The sequence below is a fragment of the Providencia sp. UF-224 genome (assembly GCF_058245955.1).
Genome location: NZ_JBSICC010000024.1, coordinates 39,974 through 61,265, shown reverse-complemented (window position 1 = coordinate 61,265; position 21,292 = coordinate 39,974). Strand labels below are relative to the sequence as shown.

The window sequence follows — 21,292 nt, the reverse complement described above, 5'->3', positions numbered from 1 at the left end:
CGTTAGCAAACGAAGATAACACCCGCATAATGGGAAGTATGACGAAACATTGGGGAGCATACACAAGTATGTGACCCGAGTAGCCGAATGAAGCCAACAACGCTACAGTTTGAAGTATGGCCAACATTTAATTTTCTAAATAATTCCTATTATGCGTAGGCATCAAGTGCCGCTAATCGCTAGGAGCATACATAAGTATGTGACTAGCGTTAGCAAACGAAGATAACACCCGCATAATGGGAAGTATGACGAAACATTGGGGAGCATACACAAGTATGTGACCCAAGCCGCCGAATGAAGCCAACAACGCTACAGCGTGAAATATGACGAAAATTACCAGTTAAGGAATTTTAGGATAAAATACAGTCCTATCAACAGCACAATTGGCCAGAAATAGAGAATAAAAAACTGGGTAAAAATTGTGTGGCGTGGGATGGTGACATTTGCCTCAAGTTCTGCTTTGGACAGTTCGATTCCTTTGGCTTTTTCCAAAATCACGTGGTCTTCAAGGCTTTCACGAATAAATTTAATTTGTCGGTACATTCTCAAACCTGAAGCACTGAGCGCTAAACCAACAAAAATAAAAATAAAGATGATAATAAACCCTAGGTTGCTACCTGAAAAACCATTAGCAACTTGCGGTACAGGTGAGTTATTCCAGAAGAAATTTAAAAACGGTGTCGTTTGGCGAGTCATTTCCGCCATCAGTTTAATAAAATCATTGGCTACTGCATTGATCCCTTCACCTGCCAGCCCTTTCATCCCAGCAAGTTTAATTAAAGACGCCAACGTCGAAATTAATGCTACCAGAAAAACAACCCAACCCAGAATACGTTTGCCGATTGCGACATAATTAGCATTGTGGTAATTCATTACTGCGCTTCCTCAGAGTTATTATTCTCGATAAATTTTCATGGTGACTTTTCAGGGATAATAATAGCCGATATTATTAAATGCCTCCAAATTTACCTTGTAAAATGATGATTGGTTATCGACTTTCAGAATTTTAAACATTTTTAAAAACACATTGGGTGTACAACTTCTCCATCTGTGTCTATTCCCTTTAGTGCTGAGTTGTTACAATCACCCGTGCAATTAATACGAATATTTATTCATTTGCTGATATCATAGTCAGTAAGTAAATAAATACTATCGTCGCTGGGCAAGTTCCCTTAATTCCTACTGCCACAAGGGTAAAGCTCATTGGCAATAGGGTTTACATGAATGGAGTTTTGACATGTACCATAATCTTCCCATCCAATCCGTTATTTTTGATATGGATGGTTTATTGATCGACTCGGAACCTTTTTGGGAGCAAGCTGAGCTTGAAGTTTTTTCACAGTTAGGCGTTGACCTTGCGATTGCCAACACTCTACCTGATACATTGGGTTTACGTATTGACCATGTTGTTGAGCTTTGGTACCAAGCTTCACCTTGGCATGGATGCAGTCAACAAGAAGCCAAACAGCGGATCATTGACCGTGTTGTTGGCTTAGTTGAAGAAACACGTCCTATTTTGCCAGGAGTTCAACATGCGATGGAACTTTGTCGCTCGATGGATTTAAAAATCGCGTTAGCGTCTGCATCTCCACTGTATATGCTTGAAAAAGTATTAAATTTACTGGATATTCGCGATTATTTCTCTGCTGTCATTTCAGCCGCTGATTTACCATTGAGTAAGCCACACCCTGAAGTTTATCTTAAAGCTGCTTCTGCACTATCCACCAAACCTATCCACTGCGCATCTTTAGAAGATTCGTTTAATGGCATGATTTCAGCAAAAGCTGCGAGAATGCGATCCATTGTCGTGCCAGATAGTAAGCATTTTAATGACCCACGCTTTGGTTTAGCGGATATTAAATTAAATTCTTTAAATGAATTAGAAGCTAAACATTTACGCTAGTTATAGTGAATTGTGTAATCTGTATTCACCCCTATCTGACTTAGGTAGGGGAATTGCTTAAAAAATATAAAATCCTTTCCTTATTTGCTAATAAATAAGAGTTTTTTTACCTTTACCCCTCTATCATATTCTTTTTAAACACTTTATACTGCCAATCAACTGTATAGATAAACAGATGGTATTTTATCCACCATGACCGCTGAAGGGCATCTGCTTTTTTCCGTCGCCTCTTTGATAATGGCCCATAAACTCCAAGTCACCCCTGAGCTAGCTCAAGGTGATTGGTTGCACTTGGTTCCCGGCGCGTTATTAGGTGCATTATTACCCGATATTGACCACCCTTCTTCCCTACCAGGTCGACTACTGCGTATTTTTTCGCTACCTATCTCTAAACTCTGCGGTCACCGCGGTTTTACCCACAGTTTACTGGCATGGTTGCTACTCATGCTGTCATGTTATCAATGGATCCCAGCACAATGGCCAATTCCCAATGACCTTATTCAAGCTTTCTTATTGGGCTATTTGAGCCATTTAGTCGCGGATATGCTAACGCCTTCAGGCGTACCTTTTTTATGGCCACTACCTCAACGTTTCTGTTTTCCCATTATTCGGGGGAAAAACAGTAAACGGGGCGAACGTTTTATTGCAGTTGTTTTGACAGTTTGTGCCTGTTTTTTACCAGCAGGGTATCAATTTGACTTTTATCATCAAGTTGCAAGTGTAATAGAATATATTAAAAATCAGCTAGATATACACTTTCCTACATAATTCTCAGTTTTGTAATATAATGTAAGCATGATTAATACTATCTTATTACTATTTAGTATAAGAAATGTGTTTTCTCTATTGATAACATATAACCAGTTGTTAGAAGCAACGAAATCCTTATAACCATTAAGGATTAAAGGGCTAGTCACATACCTTATAAAAAAACGATTTGGAGTTCGGAATGAATATTCCTCTAATTATTAATGTGCTCGGTTTTGTAGCACTGCTGATACTGTTAGCAAAACTGGGAGCGAAAGGCTGGAGTCTGTCTAAAAAAGTGTTAGTCGGTCTAGTCTTTGGTGTTGCTTATGGTGTTGTGTTACACCTCGTTTACGGTAGCGGTCACCAAACGGTAAAAGACTCCATTCTTTGGTTTAATATTGTTGGTAATGGTTATGTGCAGCTATTACAAATGGTCATTATGCCATTAGTGTTCGCGTCTATTTTGAGTGCGGTTGCAAGATTGCATAAAGCGTCTTCACTGGGAAAAATCAGTTTCTTAACGATTGGAACTCTACTGTTAACAACAGCAATTGCAGCCTTAGTCGGTATTTTAATTGCTAACCTGTTTGGTTTAACGGCTGAAGGATTAGTACAAGGGCAATCAGAAACCGCTCGCCTGAGTGCTATTGAAACTAATTATATTGGTAAAGTTTCTGACTTGACTGTACCACAATTAATCCTATCGTTTATTCCTAAAAATCCGTTTGCGGATTTAACCGGAGCTAACCCAACATCAATTATTAGTGTGGTTATCTTTGCGGCTTTCTTAGGGGTCGCTGCATTACAGTTGTTTAAAGATGATAAAGAACGTGGTGAAAAAGCCTTAGCTGCGATTGATGTTATGCAAGCTTGGGCGATGAAATTAGTTCGCTTAGTCATGCGTTTAACCCCTTATGGTGTAATGGCGCTGATGATCAAAGTGGTCGCAAGCTCGAATCTTCACGATATCATTAACTTAGGTACATTCGTTATTGCCTCTTACGTGGCACTGGGTATCATGTTTGTTGTCCACGGTATTTTTATTGCAACAACAGGCTTAAACCCAATTAAATTCTTTAAGAAAGCGGGACCAGTACTGACATTCGCCTTTACTAGCCGTTCAAGTGCAGCAAGTATTCCGCTGAATATTGAAACGCAAACACGCCGTTTTGGTGTTCCTGAATCTATTGCCAGCTTCTCTGCCTCATTTGGCGCGACAATCGGTCAGAATGGTTGTGCAGGTATTTACCCAGCGATGTTAGCGGTAATGGTCGCACCAACGATGGGAATTAACCCGTTTGACCCACTGTGGATTGCAACGTTAGTCGGTATTGTCACTGTCAGTTCTGCGGGTGTCGCTGGCGTCGGTGGTGGTGCAACATTTGCGGCGTTAATCGTGCTGCCAGCGATGGGCTTACCAGTAACCTTAGTTGCTCTGTTGATTTCAGTTGAGCCATTAATTGATATGGGTCGTACTGCCTTGAACGTTAGCGGTTCAATGACAGCAGGTACAGTGACGAGCCAACTGATGGGTGAAACAGATAAAGCTGTGTTTAATCAAGATGATGATACTGAGTTAAAACACGTTTAATCACTTAGCTTTTATAAACTTAAAACCTGCCAAACGGCGGGTTTTTTTATGACTGAAAATTGTCGTTTGATTTTATTTAAATCAAAAATAAACATAATAACCAGTTTTTTCTGCTACAGGCTATTGCAATTCACTGGATTTACATAAGATAATAAAATTTGAGCAACGTTTTCTTGAGCTTCCTGCTTGTGTTGCGTCAACCCGTATTCTACGGGGATATTATCAACATCAATATCTGGTTTTGTTATGTCAAATATTCATATTCTAAAAACCGATCCTTCAGATAACCCATGTGTAAGCTGCGGTGCTTGTTGCGCCTATTTTCGTGTCTCTTTTTATTGGGCTGAGGCAGAAAGTGGCGGTGGCGTTGTGCCACAACATTTAACCGAGCAAATCACCCCTTTTATGAGCTGTATGCATGGCACCAATCAAAAGCAAAATACGCGCTGTAGTGCGCTACAAGGCACGATAGGGGAATGTGTGTCTTGCTCCATTTACGCACAAAGGCCAACACCTTGTCGTGAATTTGAGCAATCTTGGCAAGATGGTATCTATAATGAGGCTTGCGACCGCGCACGTGCAGCCCATGGGTTACCACCGCTAGAACCACATCACCCACAAATCGCTTGCTAACCCGTCAATGACCCAGAGTTTTTCTGGGTTATCTCTTTTCTTATTTATTAAATCAAACGCTTGCTTCCCTGCAAAATAACGCCCTTTCAAATGGCTTAGCTCAATTCATTCATAACTTGCATCGCCAGTTCAAATGAATATAAGCGCGATTGGTGATCGAATATTTGCCCATTCACCATAATTTCATCCGCTTGCGTTTGACGTAAAATGGTTTCTAACCCATGACGAACTTTCGATTTATCCCCCACTAATGACATACCAAGTGCTTGTTGGACGCCGTATTCCTCAGCGGGAGACCAAACATTGGCCATGCTTTCAACTGGCGGTGGTAATTGGGAGGTCTGCCCACGGCGCAACATCACAAAGGCTTGTTGCATCGAAGTAAACAAAAACTCAGCTTCACGCTGCGTATCTGCCGCAATGATATTAATACACACCATCGCATAAGGTTTAGCGAGTCTTTCTGATGGCTGGAAGTTGCTGCGATAAACCTCTAGCGCTTGCAATAACAAATCAGGGGCGAAATGGGAGGCAAACGCGAAAGGTAAGCCTAATTTTGCGGCAAGAGTCGCACTATAAAGACTTGAACCCAATAGCCATACAGGGATTTTTTCACCAAACCCAGGAACGGGACGTACGGCGGGCTCTGGATTCGTCGCATCAAACCAATTGACTATCTGGGCGATATCTTGCGGGAAATTGTCGATATCGCTATTCATGTGGCGGCGTAGTGCCTGCATGGTTTGCTGGTTACTTCCTGGTGCTCGCCCTATCCCTAAGTCAATGCGCTCAGGATAAAGTGTATTAAGCGTACCAAACTGTTCTGCAATCACTAAAGGGGAATGGTTCGGTAACATCACGCCACCAGAGCCTAAACGCAGTGACTCTGTATTTGCCGCCAAATACCCAATAAGTACCGATGTCGCTGCGCTAGCGATCCCAGTCATATTATGATGCTCAGCAAGCCAATAACGGTGATATTCGAGCTTTTCAGCTAATTTAGCAAGGTCAAGAGAATGGGAAAAAGCCTCTTTTGCTGTTGACCCTTGGGTGATCGGTGCGAGATCGAGCAAAGAAAGAGGAATTTTTTTATCAGACATACACGCTCACTTTGTTAGGATTATGGTGATATTGAACCTAACTTACCATCCTAGTCTATTGCGCTCTTGGTCTCCACATTTGAAAGCCTCATTAGCACAACTGGGATAAAAATGTAAATTTCAGTCTACTAACGCACTGTTTTCCCTAGATTATGGATTAAGCATGGACAAAAAGTGCAGTAATTATGAAGCTTCAGTCAAGGGAGGTAAAAGCGATTGAGCCGTAAAAATTTTTCGTGAATGATGGTCTCATTAACCATACAGAGGAAATCGAAATGAAAAAATTAAATGCGGGTTTATTGGCTTTAGCATTAATGACTGTCGGCTTTGCAGCAACCGCAGCCAATATTGGCAATGGTGGAAATAATCACATGCAGCGCCAACATATGGGTAATCATCATAATATGGTGTATAGCGTAGCTGAACAGACGACAACACCAAATGAAACAGTGAAAAAACTGGCGAACAATGCACCTAAAATTGAAGATGGCAAACGCTATGTTGTCAAAGTCACTGTGATGGAAGTCCCTGAATTTCCTAATATGAATAACATGCCGATGCCAAAACCTATTAACGCACCCGCAGCGCAATAGAGAGCCATATTGATTAGCCTTGTTGATGGTATCGGTAAAACCTTTTTTATTGATAAGCAAAACCAAATATCTTAACCAATAAGATACCGATATCATTAAAGGACAATAAAGAGTTCTATATATCCTACGATTGCCTCTGTTTATCAGGGGCTTTTTTTGTAGTTTCTCCTAAATGCCCATCCCTCACTAGTAATAATACCTAACAGCAGCTAATCTTATTTTAAGTAGAACGTTTTTTCTGCTTATTTCCTTATTTAGATATTTAGCTTTCCATTTAAACGCAGGAGCTTATCATGGGCTATTATGAATTGAAAAAATCCACGAAAGATGTGGCTCAGCCTTATTACTTTGTATTAAAAGCGGCTAATCATGAAATTATTGCCACCAGTGAGATGTATGCTTCTAAACAATCCGCACTAAAAGGTATCGCCTCAGTGCAAAAAAATGGCCCTTCAGAAACCATTAAAGACCTCACCGTGTAACTCGTTTGCCCCTATCAACCAATAGGGGCAATTTTTATTAGATTACCCATGCTTTATTAAATTAACCGTAATAGTGCAGTAACGATAGCTGCAGATAACACAATTAAAATAAACGGTTTTTTATACCATGTCAGTATTCCTGCCACTAAGACCCCAATGACCTTTGGCCAATCTGAAAATGACTCCCCAGAAAACAACGTAGAGGTCACTGCAACTGAAAATAAAATCACAATCGCAGCAGCGGAAAACAAGGTTTTGCTATTTTCTGAAAGCACCACGCGCCCTTTCAACAAAGCCCCTGATGCTCGCATAAGGTATGTGCCAACGGCTAATATCATGATGCCGCTGAAGATTAACCACGGGTTCTCCATCATGATTATTTCCTTATATAAATAACTAAGCTTAATAGTGCCAATAAAACGGGGATCCCCGCAGGTAAATAAGGCGTTGTTGCAACCGCGATTACAGCGCCAATAATAGCGGTTATTCTCAAACGCTTATCTTTTAAAGCAGGTAATGAAAGTGCCAAAATAATCGCAGGGAACATGGCATCCATACCAAATACGTGGGTATCATTCACAAAACTGCCCAAGACTTCACCAATAATCACACCAAGTGGCCAACACAATAAAATACCAATACCACACAGCCAAAAAGCCGCCCGTTTCTCTTTTTCCGTTTCTTGTGCAAGGCCAAAAACCACACTTTCATCATTCATGATGTGGTATCCCAAAAGCGCTTTTGCCCCTTTGCCGGTTAAATCACCCACAGCAAAACTAAAAGGAATATGGCGTGAATTAACCAGCAAGCCCGCTAGTGCAGCAGAAATTGGGCTTCCCCCTGTAAAGATCACACCGATAAAGAGAAACTCTGATGCTCCTGCAAGCACGAGTATTGACAGCGTTAAAGGCACCCAGAAATCAAAGCCCTGAGAATGAGCGAGCGCACCGTATGAAATCCCCACAATTAAGTCAGCAAGGCACACCAGAGCAATATTTTTCACTGTGCTATTATTAAGCGTGGAATTTAATGTAGACGTTAGCATTCCCAAACCGTTCGATATATAATACGTTTATTCATTATGGTGATCATCACCGTGAAGTGCAACCTATATAGGATATGAAAATTGAATTTACCCGCTCCCCCGATTGACCTTATCTCAAAAGCACTTGCTCGCGAACGGCAAAAAAGTGGGTTATCACTCTCTGAATTATCACGCAAAGCTGGCATTGCTAAGTCCACCCTCTCCCAACTGGAGTCGGGCAGCGGAAACCCGAGTATTGAAACACTGTGGGCGCTTTGTGTTGCGTTAGACATCCCTTTTGCGCGCTTAATTGAAGAAAAACAAGAGACTGTAACCGTGATCCGACACGGTGAAGCCGTTCCAGTCAGCGCTGAACACGCCAATTATATGGCGTTTTTATTGTCATCTGCCCCTGACAATTCGCGCCGGGATATCTACACTGTCATTGCACAACCGGGGCGTGACCGCATTTCAGAGCCACATATGCACGGTGTTAGTGAGCACATCATTATCACTGCGGGTAGAGCCTTAGTGGGCCCATTAGATAACCCTGTTGAGTTAACAGTTGGGGATTATATTCACTACCCCGGTGATGAACCGCATATTATGCGCGCATTAGAGCCCGACACCATGGCTGTGATGATCATCGATAAACAGAACTAATGGTATAACCACTTAATGATGTTTTGCGTTATGATTACGCCAATACAAATACATTGGAGTTGTGACTATGTCCCACTATGATGAAATCGTTAACAAAGTGGATTTACTGCTTGATGAAAATTCCATTCACAATATGAATGAAATGCTTATGCAGCTTTCCCATGATACAGAACTCAATCAAGAACAACGCTTTGAGCAACAACAGCGCTTAAGAGACGCTATTTTTGAGCATCATAACTCATAAAAAATCACATCCTATGCATTATAGGATGTGAACAAATTATAAAATACCTACGTAGCCACGGCTAAAATTGGCCTGATTTTTCCGTACATGTTTTTACGCCACCTTTAAACACGCAAGTCTCACTCGTCCAAGTTCCACTGTATGTCATACTCGACGTAGCTTCTTTTTGTATGAATCCATTAATATTTTCAAGTATAGAGTCAAAAAATGGGTCATTCTCTTCAGATTGTACTTTATTTTCTGGCTGAGAATCTAACTCTAGCTCTGTTCGATTTTCTTCAAGCATGGTGACGGAATCAAGCGCTTCTTTACTTGGCTTAACGAACGAGTCACATCCTTTTTCACGCTGTTCTAAAACCGGTTTTAATGCCAATTCATACTGTTTAAAAAGAGAATTTAACGCTTTTTCCTTTTTTTCAACAGCAATATTACACTTTTCGTCATACTGCAAATTAAGCGCAAATTCTTTTTCTCCATATTGCCCTGAAACAGAGCTTAGCTCATTTTCACGTCGACTATAAATAGGTTTCAACTCATTTTCACGTCGTTCAAAATAAGAATTTAAAATTTCATCGCCCTGTTCTGAAATTGACCCATACTCTTTTCCATACTTCTCATAAATTGGATTTAATTCATTTTCATATCTTTTATAAATAGAATCACGGTCTCTTATATATTTTTCAATAACAGAATTAATTTCTTTATCACGCTGTAAAGAAATAGTATCCATCGTTGATTCGTGCTCATTTAAAATAAAATTTAATTGCTTATGATATTCAGCCTGAGCAGTTTTTAGCCTTATTTTTAATGTTTGATGGAATTGTTGCTCGTCTAACAATTTGTAAAGTGGTAACATACTTTTAGATGTCGCATCATAATATGAATCGATATTATCATAATCAAATTGTTGAGCTTGGCTTTCAATTTCATCAACATGTTTTTTATAAAACCCATCAGACATGTATTCTAAAATATCTATTTCTTTTATTTTACATTGATAAAATAAATTATCTTTTAATATCGCCACTTTATTTTCTATTGAATAACCAATCAATGAATCATCAATAATTTGAATTATAACACTATCAGGCAGAGACCCTACATACTGAAAAACAATGGATTCTATACTTACTTTAACATTCTCTATATCTTTATCTGATAAGGTATCTGTTTTTGTTTCCATTTTAATCGATTCCTTTATATATATTTCAATATTATTATCAAGTAATAAACCATTCACATCGATAATAAAAAACATTAATAACGAACATAAAAATTGAAAGTAAGAATATGGTTTTTCCATTTTCTTACCTTCTTTTATTAACGCTAGAATTATTAATGCCTATTGAAACTACAATAGAATAATTAAAATGAGAAGTATTTTGGACTGAAAATTGTCCTAAATACTTAACCTTTAGAAATTCTCTTGTTGCAAATACGCCCATGCATATTGTGCGTGCAACTCAGCCCCTGTGACCATCGTGTCTTCATCGATATTAAAACAGCCGTGATGATGCGCCCATTGGGTATCTTTTTCTGCGTTTCCAGTGCCTAATAACGCGAAACAACCTGGGATATTTTCAATATAAAAACTGAAATCTTCCCCGCCCGGTGTTGGCCTTTCGGTGATCAATGATTGCTCACCAAAGGCTTCAGAAATAATGGATTGCGCTAGTAAGGCACTGCGCTCTTCATTAATTACTGGCAATGTCCCATAGGTATAGTCGACCTGTGCGGTAGCACCATAAATTGCAGCAGTATGTTCTGCATAGCGACGAATAGCGGCCTCAATACGGTCACGAGTCGCAATATCAAAACAACGTACCGTACCGTCCAATACCGCATTTTCCGCAATCACATTAAAACGCGTACCGACATCCATTTTGCCAATGGTCACAACCGCTGAATCTAATGAAGAGGTTTCCCGGGAAACAATCGCTTGTAAATTCATCACAAATGCAGATGCAACAACTGCCGCATCGATAGTTGCTTCTGGCATTGAACCATGACCACCGCGGCCTTTGAACGTGACTTTTAATAGATCCGCCGAGGCAAAACTGCCACCTACATTGCAAGACACTTTACCTGACGGTGTCGTTGTCCAGATGTGCATACCAAATACGTTATCGACGTTTTCAATGGCACCTTGCTTGATCATCGCCAACGCGCCCTGTGCAATCTCTTCTGCAGGTTGGAAAATCAAACGGACATTACCCGTAAGTTGGTCTTTGACCTCAAGCAGTGCTTTCGCCGCAGTTAATAACATTGCCGTATGGGCATCATGGCCACAGGCATGCATTTTACCTTCGATAGTTGACTTATATTCAAGTGAATCATTGAGTTCAAGCACCGGTAACGCATCAATATCTGCACGTAATGCGACTGTTCTGCCCGGTTTCCCACCTTTAATTTCAGCAATTAGCCCTGTTGGTTCAGTCAGGCGATATTCAATACCGATTTTGTCTAGTTCTTCAGCAATACGCTGTGTTGTGCGCACTTCTTCAAATGGCAATTCAGGGTGAGCGTGTAGATCACGACGAAAAGCAATCATCTCTGGTGTGTGTTTTTTGATTGCAGCTGTAATAATTGAACTGATCATTTTCTACTTTCCCCTTTTCAATACGATACTTTGGTGTTTTTCTTGAGTATTAACATTCAATGAGTGACTTCACGGTGGCAAACATCACGTCAACGCCACGTGCAATTTGTGCGTAATCTGTCCATTCATCAGGATGATGGCTTAACCCATTGCGGCTAGGTACAAAAATCAACCCTGTCTGGGTGATCCCCGCAAAAATCATCGTGTCGTGCCCCGCACCGCTAACCATGGTTCTATATTTTAAATTTTGCTCACTTGCCTGCTGTTGCATTGTTCTAATAATTTCATTATTCAATTCTGTGGGCTGCACATAAAGTGGCTGAATAATATCGCTACCAATGCCTGCTGACTCACTGGTTTTTTCTACCAGTTCGATGATGTGTCCAATCACTTTGCGCAAAGCAACATCATTTTTTGAACGAATATCAATGCTAAATATGACTTCGCTTGGGATAACATTCGCGCCATTTGGCAGAACATTAAGCCGCCCAACCGTTGCAACTGTATTGTCCCCTGCATTTTTTGCCAACGCAGGAATTTGACTAATAATCTGACTTGCACACACTAATGCATCTGCACGCATATCCATCGGAGTTGTACCTGCATGGCCCGCTTTGCCTGTCAATTTAACCTCTAACTGGCTAATACCCACGATGGTTTCAACAATGCCCACATCTTCGCCAGCCTGCTCCAACACGGGCCCTTGTTCGATATGTAGCTCAAGGAATGCTTTAACATTTTTCGGGTCTAATACCGCATCAGCTGCCTTATCTGCATTAAAACCTGCCGCTGCCATACGTTCTGCAGCGCTAACACCTTGCCTATCTTTCAGTTGATAGAGCTCTTTTGTGCCGATTAAACCCGTGATCACACTGGATGCCATCAAACCTCGACCAAAGCTGGTGCCTTCTTCTTCGACTAATGCAATCACTTCAAGTGGGTATTTAGGCGTTAAGTTTTGTTCACGAATACGCGCGACCACATCAAGCCCTGTCACTATCCCCGCAGGACCATCAAAAGCCCCGCCATGGGGCACTGAGTCAAAATGCGAACCGATTATCACAGCAGGTAAATTCGCTTGTTGCCCTTCTAGGCGACCATAAATATTACCAATCGCATCTTCACGAACCTGTAAGCCAAGCTCCACCATTTGCTGTTTTAAATATTGACGAGCCTGTTTATCTTGCTCGCTATAGCTCATACGCGTTGTACCTTGGCCTGGTGTCGCAGTGTATTCTGCCAATTGTTCTAAATGACGTTGAATTCGAGATGTACTTGTTTCCATAATTATTTACCCTGCAACTGGAACAATGTAAGCGACCATAATACCCGCTAAAACAACGGACACCATGGTGACGGAAATAAAGCCACCGACTAACATTGGCCCTAACATATGGCTAGTTAAAATTTGACGCTCTTTTTCGTCTTTTGTTAGTGCGTTAATCGCTTCGTTAGTAATGATGTAATCAGCTGGGAAGCCATACAGCGCGGTTAATGCTACTGCAAAAGCCATCTCTTTAGTAACACCCAACATTTTGCCAACAACCCATGATGCAATGTACATCCCAATAACGGCAGCACTAATTAACACGACCATTGGGTAGACAAGGCGCAATAACATATCTGGCGTTGCATGATTTAAGGTATCAAAGATAAATAACATCAATGCCATGATAGCAAAACCAAACCCATTAGCTTTTTGCAGCGGTTGCCTTTCTAAGAAACCTAATGAAGATGCAATAACCCCAAATAATAAACACAGAACGAATGGGCTGATATTCACATAAGGTGCAGCATATGATGAGGCTAAGTAGGCCAAATACCCTACTGCTGCTAAGCGTAAAAACTTGAAGTAGCTCGTATTATAATGATTCGGAATTTTTTTAAACATACGTGGCATTTCGTCTTCCGATACCACAGTTTTTACTTCTACTTCTTTGGCACCCTCAACTGAAAGCGTTTCTTGCCACTGCCCACTACGGTATTTTTCCAGTACGCGACGTCCTTCTTTTTTCAGCATGACTGCCGTTAATGGATAACCCGCAAACCCTTGCATAACATAGATTAAAATCGCAAAAACAGAGAGATCTACCAGTCCCGCTTCCGCCGCACCCTTTGACATAATTAAGGAAGACACGATTCCGCCCACTAATGGAGGAACAGCAACTAATACCGTATTCATATCAAACAATGTAATACCGACAATAAAGGTCAGCAGAATAATGCCTAAAATACCCGCCAATGAAATAAGAATGGTTTTCCATTGACGTAATAATTCCTTTAAGGACAACAAGGTGCCCATATTGGTAATTAATAAATACATTAAGGAAATAGCAACAACCTGTGGAATACCGGCAATACTGACGATATCTTTCGGGAAGATTGTCCAATACCCTAGCAGAAATAATACCGCACATACAAAAACGGATGGGATCCATGCCTTAGTTCGTACCGCTATCGCATCCCCGATATATAATATTCCGACTATCAAAAACAGAGCTAACATCTGCGACATAACTTTTCCCCCGTGTATATTTTTTTGTTTGTTTATTTTATTAGTATTAGAAGCCATTAATATTAGTTAATCACTAATTTACAGCTTGTTTATGAATGATAACACATCAATATAAAGAGCATTTCGCTGCAAACATACAAAATTGCAACAAAATTCATCATAACATTGATAATATAGATGTATAGATAACTGAACAGGTTTAAATCAGGCAGGAATACAGGCAGTAAAATTATTGAGTAGTGGATTATTACACCGGAAAGCACTTAGGCATCAGTATTCGTTTATTAAAAAACGCCAAAAACAACATATAAAACCTAAATAAGTTTAATTGACAATCAAATTCACTTTAGATTAATTTTTAATCTTTAAATTTATATTCTATTGCCAAGGAAACTAATTTCACTAATTCAGACGAGTGAGTGCAAAAACACATGATAAATATGGCTAATATTTATATTTAAATGAAATATTCTACTTAATTTTACTATCGACTAATTTAGCTACAACTAGGGTGAATAAAGGCAGATACCCCTTTATCAATGTATAGAATTATTGACAGTGAAAAATAAAAAGCCCATAAATTACGATTTATGGGCCTGATACAAAAATAGATTTAGTTATTGGTTTGCTGCTGTGAAATCACCTTAGTCGGTTTAATTTTACGGTTATTTTCAAACCCTGGCTGAGGGACTTTTATAAAGAACGTCAGAATTCCTGCAAAGATATACAACCCTGTATATGCCCAAACAACCCCGACAATATCGAAGAAAGGCAATACCAAGCTGGCAATCGCTGGGGCAGCAAAGTTACTTAAGCCCGCAGATAAGTTGTAAATCGAAACGGCTGCACCTTTATGGTGTGGTTCAATACTTGGGAACACCGCAGTCATAGGCACAAAGGCTGCGACAAAAATACCCAGTAAAATGGCAGGGATCAGGGCAATCGCAAAATTGTGGCCAAAATAAACGGGTAAGTAGTAAAACAGCAAGCTAGACACGGCCATTCCTAAACAACCAAACCACCTAACTTGGCGGATCCAGCCAATATGTTCCCCAACAATTCCCCAAAAAATATTGGTAAAAATCGTTACAAAGAAGAATACGGCCCAGATTTGCAACCACTCAGAAATAGTAAAACCTAAGCGATCAACAAATAGTAATGGCATAATTATCGCAAAACCAAATAACGAAATGGTATTGATAATGCGGATCAGACTCGCCATAAAAATATCTTTATTGGTAAACAGAATTGTCGCCGCACGGGATAACTCCGCCATTTTATCTTTCATTGGCAAATCAACTTTTGAGCGATCAACAGGAATGTTACGCAAGCTAAAGTAAGCAATCATACCGCCAATTGCGACCCAGCCGATTGCCATCCAAAGTGTACCTGTTTCCCCCATCATCGGGATTGAGAAACTGGGTAAATAGCTGCCGATGACACCAATTCCCACTGAATACATCGCCCAAAACCAACCTGTTGCTGCCGCAAGGTGAGCACGAGGGATCACCTGCACCAACATCATCATAAAGGAATAAATAAACAGCGGATAAGCCAGCCCACGAATACCATAAAACAGCAACATCATGCTGTAGCTTTTCATGCCTAATCCGAAAGCCATAAATAATGCGTGCATGACAATCCATAAAACAAAACCAATCATCATGGCTTTTAATGGTGTGATAATTTCAGCAACCACACCCGACGCCCAAGCTGCCACCGCAGCCATCAAGCCATAAACGGTGAATACCATCGCGGATTGTGTTGGTGTAAAACCTAAGTCAGTAATATGTTTCGATAAAAAAGCCATTTCAAAGCCATCACCGCTCATAAAAATAGCGATAGCGATAAAACCCCAGAACAAATGCTTAGGTAAACCAAGCCAATACTGCTGTTGTTCCATTGCAGTTTCCTCATTTTATATTGTTATTTTAATCAGTTGCGAAGAAAGAACGATAAAGGAGGTAGGTAGGGAATACCTCCTTTTCGACCGATTACGGCATCAGCTCTCTTGCTTGTTTTTGTTGCTGGTACAATAAACGGAATACATCAAGCCGTTGATTGAGAACTTGTTGATTAATCGCTTGCGGCAAATAGGTGTTAAGAATGTCTGGTTTTTGACATACCTTATCCACTTCGCCTCCATCGGCAAGCCATGCAAGGCGTGCCGCACCTAATGCCCCTGAAGAACTTGCTGGATGTGTCACGATAGGCACATTAATCACATCGGCAATTAATTGCGCCCAAATTGGGCTGCGAGCCCCACCCCCCGTGAGGCTACAGCGTGGCATTTTTGTGCCCGTTTGCTGTAGCACATCCATACCATCTGCTAAGGCAAAAGTAACACCTTCAATCACTGCGTAACCCAGCTCCGCTCGGGTTGTTTCATTGCGCAGTGCAAAAAAGGAACCTGTGGCGTAAGGGTCATTGTGTGGTGTTCTTTCCCCTGAAAGATAAGGTAAAAATATCGGCGCGCGTTTTTTCTGCTCATCCGTTAATTGACCTACCTCGTCCATCAGTTGGTTTTCTGTCGTTGACAATAACTGGCAGACCCAACGCAAACAGTTTGCCGCACTTAACATCACGCTCATTTGGTGCCAACGGTTTGGTAAGGCATGGGCAAAGGCGTGAACACCATGTTGAGGGTCAGCTTGTAGTTGGTTATTCACCACAAAAATGACCCCTGAAGTGCCAAGGGAAATCAAGGCATCTCCTTCATTAACGGCCCCGACGCCTACGGCAGAAGCCGCGTTATCACCACCGCCACCTGCAATAATCACGTCTGCACTCAGTCCCCAATGTGAGGCTAAGTCAGCACACAACACGCCACTTTTTTCAGCCCCTTCCACCAAGGATGGCATTTGTTCACGAGTCAAATTTGTAGCGGCCAATAATTCGTCAGACCAATCACGTTTAGCGACATCAAGCCACAACGTGCCTGACGCATCAGACATTTCACTGACAAACTGCCCTGTCATCTTCCAACGCAAGTAGTCTTTTGGTAACAACACTTTGCCAATTTCGCTGAAAATCTGTGGCTCATGTCGCGCAACCCACAAGAGTTTCGGTGCAGTGAAACCGGGCATCACCAAGTTTGCACCAACGGTCAGGAATTCAGGATGCTGCGCCATCAGCCATTCGCATTCACTGGCGCTGCGCGTGTCATTCCACAGAATGCAATCACGCAACACCTTGTTTTGTTTATCCAATAAAACGGCGCCGTGCATTTGCCCTGATAGACCAATCCCTTTGACTGCGGCCCACGCTTCTGGCGCTTTTTGTTTTAAGGTTGCTACTACGGCATTTGTGGCTTCCCACCAGCTATCTGGGGATTGCTCCGCCCACTGAGGATGTGGCCGTTGCACCGTGAGTGCCATATGGCTGGACGCAACAATCTCCCCTTGCCTGTCAATCAAAACAGCCTTGAGCTCAGAAGTGCCAAGGTCAATTCCAAGGTACATTGCCTTTCTCCTTACAGCGATTGCTGCGGTGATTTAAGCCAAGTTTCGATACTGGCGACAGTCTTGTTCATAAGTTCATGGAATTCAGGTGAATGCGCAAGGGAGCCAAATAACATCTCGCTCGAGACAAATTGTGTTAATGCATCCGCGGAATTCATCATTTTTTGATAATACTCCACATCTAACACACCATCTTGGTATTCATAAGGTAACTCACCTTTTGCCCAGCGCTGCAAATAAACAAAAAAGAGCGCGGGCAATACCGCCGTTGCTGCTGGCACTTGGTTACGTTGGTAACATTCTTGCAGTGTTGGTGTAATGAACCCAGGGATTTTTGATAAACCATCAGCGGCAACACGTTGATTTGTATCTTTAATGTAAGGATTGCTAAAACGATCGAGTACCACATCGCGATACTGTTCCAAATCCAGCGGGCTCGGTGATAACGAGGGGATCACATCTTGTGTCACGTAATTCCACGCCATTTGCTTGATGGGTAATTCACGCGTGCTGTCGTCGATAAAACTCAAGCCGATTAATGTCCCTGCCCAAGCAATGCAACTGTGGCTTGCATTCAGGATACGAATTTTGGCTTCTTCCCACGGCAGTACCGATTCCACCATTTCAACATCCACATTTTCCAATGCAGGGCGTCCATTAATGAAATCATCTTCAATCACCCACTGAATGAAAGCTTCGCCCATTACTGGTGCTTTATCGTCCCATCCCGTGTGCTGTTTCACGCGCTCTGCCACATCAGGGGTTGGGCGAGGCGTTATTCTATCCACCATAGTATTTGGTGAACGGGTATGGTCTTTCACCCATTGGTATAGCTCATCTTCGCCTTTTAATTGTAAAAACGATAAGAAACCATGGCGAAAACGTTCGCCGTTATGGCGCAAGTTATCACAGTTTAATAAGGTGACTGGCTCACCATGAGCGGCAAGTCGTGCACGCAGGATCTCAGTCAATGCCCCATAGATTGTGGTCATTTTCCCTGATAAATCTGCTTTGATGTCGGGTTGCTGGCCATCTAACTCATGCTGAGGGGTTAAATAATAGCCTGCCTCAGTGACGGTAAAAGCAATTACGCGAGTGGCTTTATCACGGCCTTGTTCAACGAGTTGGCTTAAATTTTCATCCCAGTGCAGGATTTTGCGCACAGAGGTAATTTTTTCGTAGTGCCGCTCACCTTCTGGCGAAACGGTTTCAAGGGTATATTCGCCATGTTGCTTCGCTAAGTTATCAAGCAATGCATTCGCGTCATTGCGAATATTACCGAGCGCAATAGACCAACTGTCATCCCCCTGCGCCATTAAACGGTGTAAATACCAAGCTTGATGAGCACGATGGAACGACCCTGCACCAATGTGCATCCATACGGATTTCTGCTTTAGCATTGTGACTCCTTAACTTAAAATAAATATTTGCCATTTTTATGGGCATATGCCCGTTTGTTATATTTTAGTTTCAATCACACGAGAATTACTGCGATAATGGTCACAGTAATGACTTTTGCCCTTTTAATAAGCAATTGCCCAGAATTACAATAATGAAAAAAGGCAGGAGACCGCCCATGCAGAAAGAATTAAAAAAAATGGAACAAGCCGCGAGAGCCGCGTGGCTGTATTTTGTGGCAGGTAAAACGCAACAAGAAATTGCGCAGGAATTAGGGCTATCGCGCCAAGTCGCCCAGCGATTGATCTCTTTAGCCAAAGAGCAAGGTATGGTGCATGTGCAAATCACCCACCCGGTCACTGAGTGTTTACGACTCGCTAATGAGATACAACAAAAATACCATCTCACCCATTGTTATGTTGTGCCTTCGGGGCAACTTGATACTGATGCCACGTTGGATATGATCGCCGTTGCGGGTGCTGAGTTGATGGAACAGCTGATTGAGCAGGATAAACCCCAAGTTATCGGTATCGGTTCAGGGAGAACATTGCGCAGTATTATTGATGCGTTACCCTACCTTGAGCTGCCGCAACACCAATGTGTCTCATTAATTGGTGCAATTGCCCGCGATAGCTCTGCGACACGCTATGATATCCCCCTGCGTTTTGCAGAAAAACTGCAATGCCGCCACTATATTCTCCCCGCACCATTGTACGCAGACAGCCCTGAAGATAAAGCCATGTGGTGCCAACATCGCGTCTATAAAGAGGTCACTGAAAAAGGCTTAAATGCCGATATCACCTTTATTGGGATTGGCGAAGTGGGGAAAAATTGCCCATTAAATTCAGAAGGGTTTGTCACCGATGAACAACTAGAAATGCTGCTGGATAAAGGTGTCGCAGGAGAGCTCCTAGGCCACTTTATTAAAGCTAACGGTGAGCGCTTAGCCACCAGCTTAGATGACACCCACACGAGCGTGCCACTATTTTCCCCACCAAATCACCCTGTGATTGCATTTGCAGGGGGGGCGCATAAAACTCAGGCGATTCAAGCCGTACTTAACGGTAGTTGGGTCACGGGTTTAGTCACTGATGAAGCAACTGCTCAACAATTATTAGCAAATAATTAGTCCTCTATGTATGCGGTCACAGTGCCGCATACATAACTTAACCTGTGGCTTGCATACTTAAATAATGACTATGTAATTGCTCAATTTTTGCGATATCCGTATCATTAGACTCCAAGCAAAGATCGTTACAACACGCACAGCAATAATGGAATACATCAAATTTACGTTTTTCTATATTCCTCATGCCCTGCCCTGTAAGGGCTAATTGATGAGTGTCGAAACGAAATAGGTTAGCTGATAACTCAGCAACATTGCGTGTAATATCTAACTCAAGAAATCCATTTAATACGTTACACATTGAATCATAGACATCTATATTTTCCCATTTGATACCGCGTTATTCACCAGTATCACTTTCTGGAAAACTAATAGTGTGGCTTTTAGATCTACTTGATAATAATAGTGCTGTTCTAAACTTTAAATAGATTGGACTTATGTTAGTTAGAGCTTCATTAGCCAATTGGTTACTAAAAAACATAAGCTGAAACAAGGCTTCCAGTGTTTTGGTTTTCCCTACCCCGTTGACACCAATTAGAGTATATACCTGTTGGTTAGGGACAAAATCCAATTGAACTTTACCAACGCCAGTTAGCCCTTCAAACTCTAAATGTTTGTCTAACATCCTGTTTCTCTCCACTAAAAGCAATGATTTCAGTATAAGCAGTAACCCGACCTTGAACAAGCATCGCTGTTATCAATTCAGACAAAATCAAATACCCATTTACCCCTGAGCCAGCCAGTTATGGCAGAGCATACCGAGTAAGGTAAAGAGCAAGGCGCCAATCACATGGATAGCAATAGTGCTAATCGCAAAGCCCAATTTTCCTTCTTGGATGAGCACTAACACTTCTAATGAAAAGGTCGAAAAGGTGGTAAAAGCACCGCAAAAACCCGTCACAATAAATAACTTATACGCAGGGCTGATGTTAGCGCTGGCAAAATAAGAAATGGCAAAGCCAATGACAAAGCCACCAATAAGGTTAACCGCAACAGTACCAAGGGGAATATTCGGATAGAGGTGGTTCATTTTCAGGCTAACAAACCATCTTAGCCAACCACCGAGAACAGAACCAATCGCAATTGCAAATAAAGAGGCGTACATAGAAACTTCCCATAAAACGTTAGGCGGGATAAATGAAAGGAAAGTCTCCCAATTATACTCTAAATAATTTGAGTTACATGCAGGTAACAAGCTAAGTAACTTAAA

23 protein-coding genes are annotated in these 21,292 nt (G+C 41.6%); 9 read left to right on the top strand and 14 right to left on the bottom strand.

Translation table 11 applies throughout. The features are described 5' to 3' along the window. Positions 1-333: 333 nt before the first annotated feature. Positions 334-873 carry a YniB family protein gene (locus AC4IFO_RS18105; RefSeq protein WP_490736488.1) on the bottom strand — a complete coding sequence of 180 codons (540 nt, stop codon included), beginning with the start codon at positions 871-873 and terminating at the stop codon, positions 334-336. A gap of 364 nt (positions 874-1,237) precedes the next feature. Between AC4IFO_RS18105 and hxpB the strand changes: the two genes are divergently transcribed. The 4 genes from hxpB (at position 1,238) to AC4IFO_RS18085 (ending at position 4,877) form a co-directional block, all read left to right on the top strand. After that, positions 1,238-1,903 (top strand): hexitol phosphatase HxpB, encoded by a 666-nt coding sequence (gene hxpB, locus AC4IFO_RS18100; protein ID WP_353242309.1) that lies wholly within the window; start codon positions 1,238-1,240, stop codon positions 1,901-1,903. A gap of 192 nt (positions 1,904-2,095) precedes the next feature. Next, positions 2,096-2,671 carry a metal-dependent hydrolase gene (locus AC4IFO_RS18095; protein ID WP_490736486.1) on the top strand — a complete coding sequence of 192 codons (576 nt, stop codon included), beginning with the start codon at positions 2,096-2,098 and terminating at the stop codon, positions 2,669-2,671. Between the two features lie 181 nt (positions 2,672-2,852). Then, complete coding sequence (locus AC4IFO_RS18090) at positions 2,853-4,244, top strand: L-cystine transporter (protein ID WP_490736484.1); 1,392 nt, start codon at positions 2,853-2,855, stop codon at positions 4,242-4,244. A 246-nt stretch (positions 4,245-4,490) separates the two neighbouring features. After that, positions 4,491-4,877 (top strand): YkgJ family cysteine cluster protein, encoded by a 387-nt coding sequence (locus AC4IFO_RS18085; RefSeq protein WP_219248775.1) that lies wholly within the window; start codon positions 4,491-4,493, stop codon positions 4,875-4,877. A gap of 95 nt (positions 4,878-4,972) precedes the next feature. Here the strand turns inward: AC4IFO_RS18085 and AC4IFO_RS18080 are convergent, their stop codons facing one another. Further along, positions 4,973-5,977, bottom strand: a complete 1,005-nt coding sequence (locus AC4IFO_RS18080; protein ID WP_490736482.1) for a luciferase-like monooxygenase — start codon at positions 5,975-5,977, stop codon at positions 4,973-4,975. A gap of 275 nt (positions 5,978-6,252) precedes the next feature. On the opposite strand from AC4IFO_RS18080, the gene AC4IFO_RS18075 reads away from it, so the two are divergent. Then, positions 6,253-6,570 carry a hypothetical protein gene (locus AC4IFO_RS18075; protein WP_490736480.1) on the top strand — a complete coding sequence of 106 codons (318 nt, stop codon included), beginning with the start codon at positions 6,253-6,255 and terminating at the stop codon, positions 6,568-6,570. Positions 6,571-6,863: 293 nt separating this feature from the next. Next, complete coding sequence (locus tag AC4IFO_RS18070) at positions 6,864-7,052, top strand: YegP family protein (protein WP_275076944.1); 189 nt, start codon at positions 6,864-6,866, stop codon at positions 7,050-7,052. Positions 7,053-7,108: 56 nt separating this feature from the next. Here the strand turns inward: AC4IFO_RS18070 and AC4IFO_RS18065 are convergent, their stop codons facing one another. Beyond that, positions 7,109-7,426, bottom strand: coding sequence for an AzlD domain-containing protein (locus AC4IFO_RS18065; RefSeq protein WP_273840015.1), 318 nt, complete (start codon positions 7,424-7,426; stop codon positions 7,109-7,111). A 2-nt stretch (positions 7,427-7,428) separates the two neighbouring features. Continuing rightward, entirely contained in the window at positions 7,429-8,097 is a 669-nt protein-coding gene (locus tag AC4IFO_RS18060) for an AzlC family ABC transporter permease (RefSeq protein WP_490736477.1), read from the bottom strand. Between the two features lie 81 nt (positions 8,098-8,178). On the opposite strand from AC4IFO_RS18060, the gene AC4IFO_RS18055 reads away from it, so the two are divergent. Together AC4IFO_RS18055 and AC4IFO_RS18050 are read left to right on the top strand one after the other, a co-directional pair. Beyond that, the gene (locus tag AC4IFO_RS18055; protein ID WP_490736475.1) at positions 8,179-8,739 is read left to right on the top strand and encodes a helix-turn-helix domain-containing protein; all 561 of its coding nucleotides are present in this window, start codon (positions 8,179-8,181) and stop codon (positions 8,737-8,739) included. Positions 8,740-8,806: 67 nt separating this feature from the next. Then, complete coding sequence (locus AC4IFO_RS18050; RefSeq protein ID WP_490736473.1) at positions 8,807-8,983, top strand: DUF2526 family protein; 177 nt, start codon at positions 8,807-8,809, stop codon at positions 8,981-8,983. Positions 8,984-9,044: 61 nt separating this feature from the next. On the opposite strand, the gene AC4IFO_RS18045 is transcribed toward AC4IFO_RS18050, so the two are convergent. The 7 genes from AC4IFO_RS18045 to dalD form a co-directional block, all read right to left on the bottom strand. Continuing rightward, positions 9,045-10,286, bottom strand: coding sequence for a hypothetical protein (locus tag AC4IFO_RS18045; RefSeq protein ID WP_490736471.1), 1,242 nt, complete (start codon positions 10,284-10,286; stop codon positions 9,045-9,047). Positions 10,287-10,397: 111 nt separating this feature from the next. Continuing rightward, entirely contained in the window at positions 10,398-11,582 is a 1,185-nt protein-coding gene (locus AC4IFO_RS18040) for an amidohydrolase (protein ID WP_490736469.1), read from the bottom strand. Positions 11,583-11,631: 49 nt separating this feature from the next. Further along, on the bottom strand, positions 11,632-12,867 hold the full coding sequence (locus AC4IFO_RS18035) for a Zn-dependent hydrolase (protein WP_490736467.1): 1,236 nt from the start codon (positions 12,865-12,867) through the stop codon (positions 11,632-11,634). Positions 12,868-12,873: 6 nt separating this feature from the next. Next, the gene (locus tag AC4IFO_RS18030) at positions 12,874-14,097 is read right to left on the bottom strand and encodes a hypothetical protein (protein WP_490736465.1); all 1,224 of its coding nucleotides are present in this window, start codon (positions 14,095-14,097) and stop codon (positions 12,874-12,876) included. Between the two features lie 613 nt (positions 14,098-14,710). Further along, complete coding sequence (locus tag AC4IFO_RS18025) at positions 14,711-16,000, bottom strand: MFS transporter (RefSeq protein WP_490736463.1); 1,290 nt, start codon at positions 15,998-16,000, stop codon at positions 14,711-14,713. Positions 16,001-16,091: 91 nt separating this feature from the next. Beyond that, a complete protein-coding gene (gene xylB, locus AC4IFO_RS18020; protein ID WP_490736461.1) occupies positions 16,092-17,558 on the bottom strand; it encodes a xylulokinase in 1,467 nt (488 codons plus the stop codon). A gap of 11 nt (positions 17,559-17,569) precedes the next feature. After that, the gene (dalD, locus tag AC4IFO_RS18015; RefSeq protein WP_490736459.1) at positions 17,570-18,958 is read right to left on the bottom strand and encodes a D-arabinitol 4-dehydrogenase; all 1,389 of its coding nucleotides are present in this window, start codon (positions 18,956-18,958) and stop codon (positions 17,570-17,572) included. Positions 18,959-19,134: 176 nt separating this feature from the next. Between dalD and AC4IFO_RS18010 the strand changes: the two genes are divergently transcribed. Then, positions 19,135-20,085 (top strand): sugar-binding transcriptional regulator, encoded by a 951-nt coding sequence (locus AC4IFO_RS18010; protein WP_490736457.1) that lies wholly within the window; start codon positions 19,135-19,137, stop codon positions 20,083-20,085. 37 nt (positions 20,086-20,122) lie between these two features. Here AC4IFO_RS18010 and AC4IFO_RS18005 read toward each other — a convergent pair whose 3' ends face one another. From AC4IFO_RS18005 to crcB, 3 genes are all read right to left on the bottom strand, one after another. Beyond that, the gene (locus AC4IFO_RS18005) at positions 20,123-20,383 is read right to left on the bottom strand and encodes a hypothetical protein (RefSeq protein ID WP_490736455.1); all 261 of its coding nucleotides are present in this window, start codon (positions 20,381-20,383) and stop codon (positions 20,123-20,125) included. Between the two features lie 39 nt (positions 20,384-20,422). Further along, entirely contained in the window at positions 20,423-20,707 is a 285-nt protein-coding gene (locus tag AC4IFO_RS18000) for a hypothetical protein (protein WP_490736453.1), read from the bottom strand. Between the two features lie 99 nt (positions 20,708-20,806). Beyond that, on the bottom strand, positions 20,807-21,187 hold the full coding sequence (gene crcB, locus AC4IFO_RS17995; protein WP_490736451.1) for a fluoride efflux transporter CrcB: 381 nt from the start codon (positions 21,185-21,187) through the stop codon (positions 20,807-20,809). Positions 21,188-21,292 lie beyond the last annotated feature (105 nt).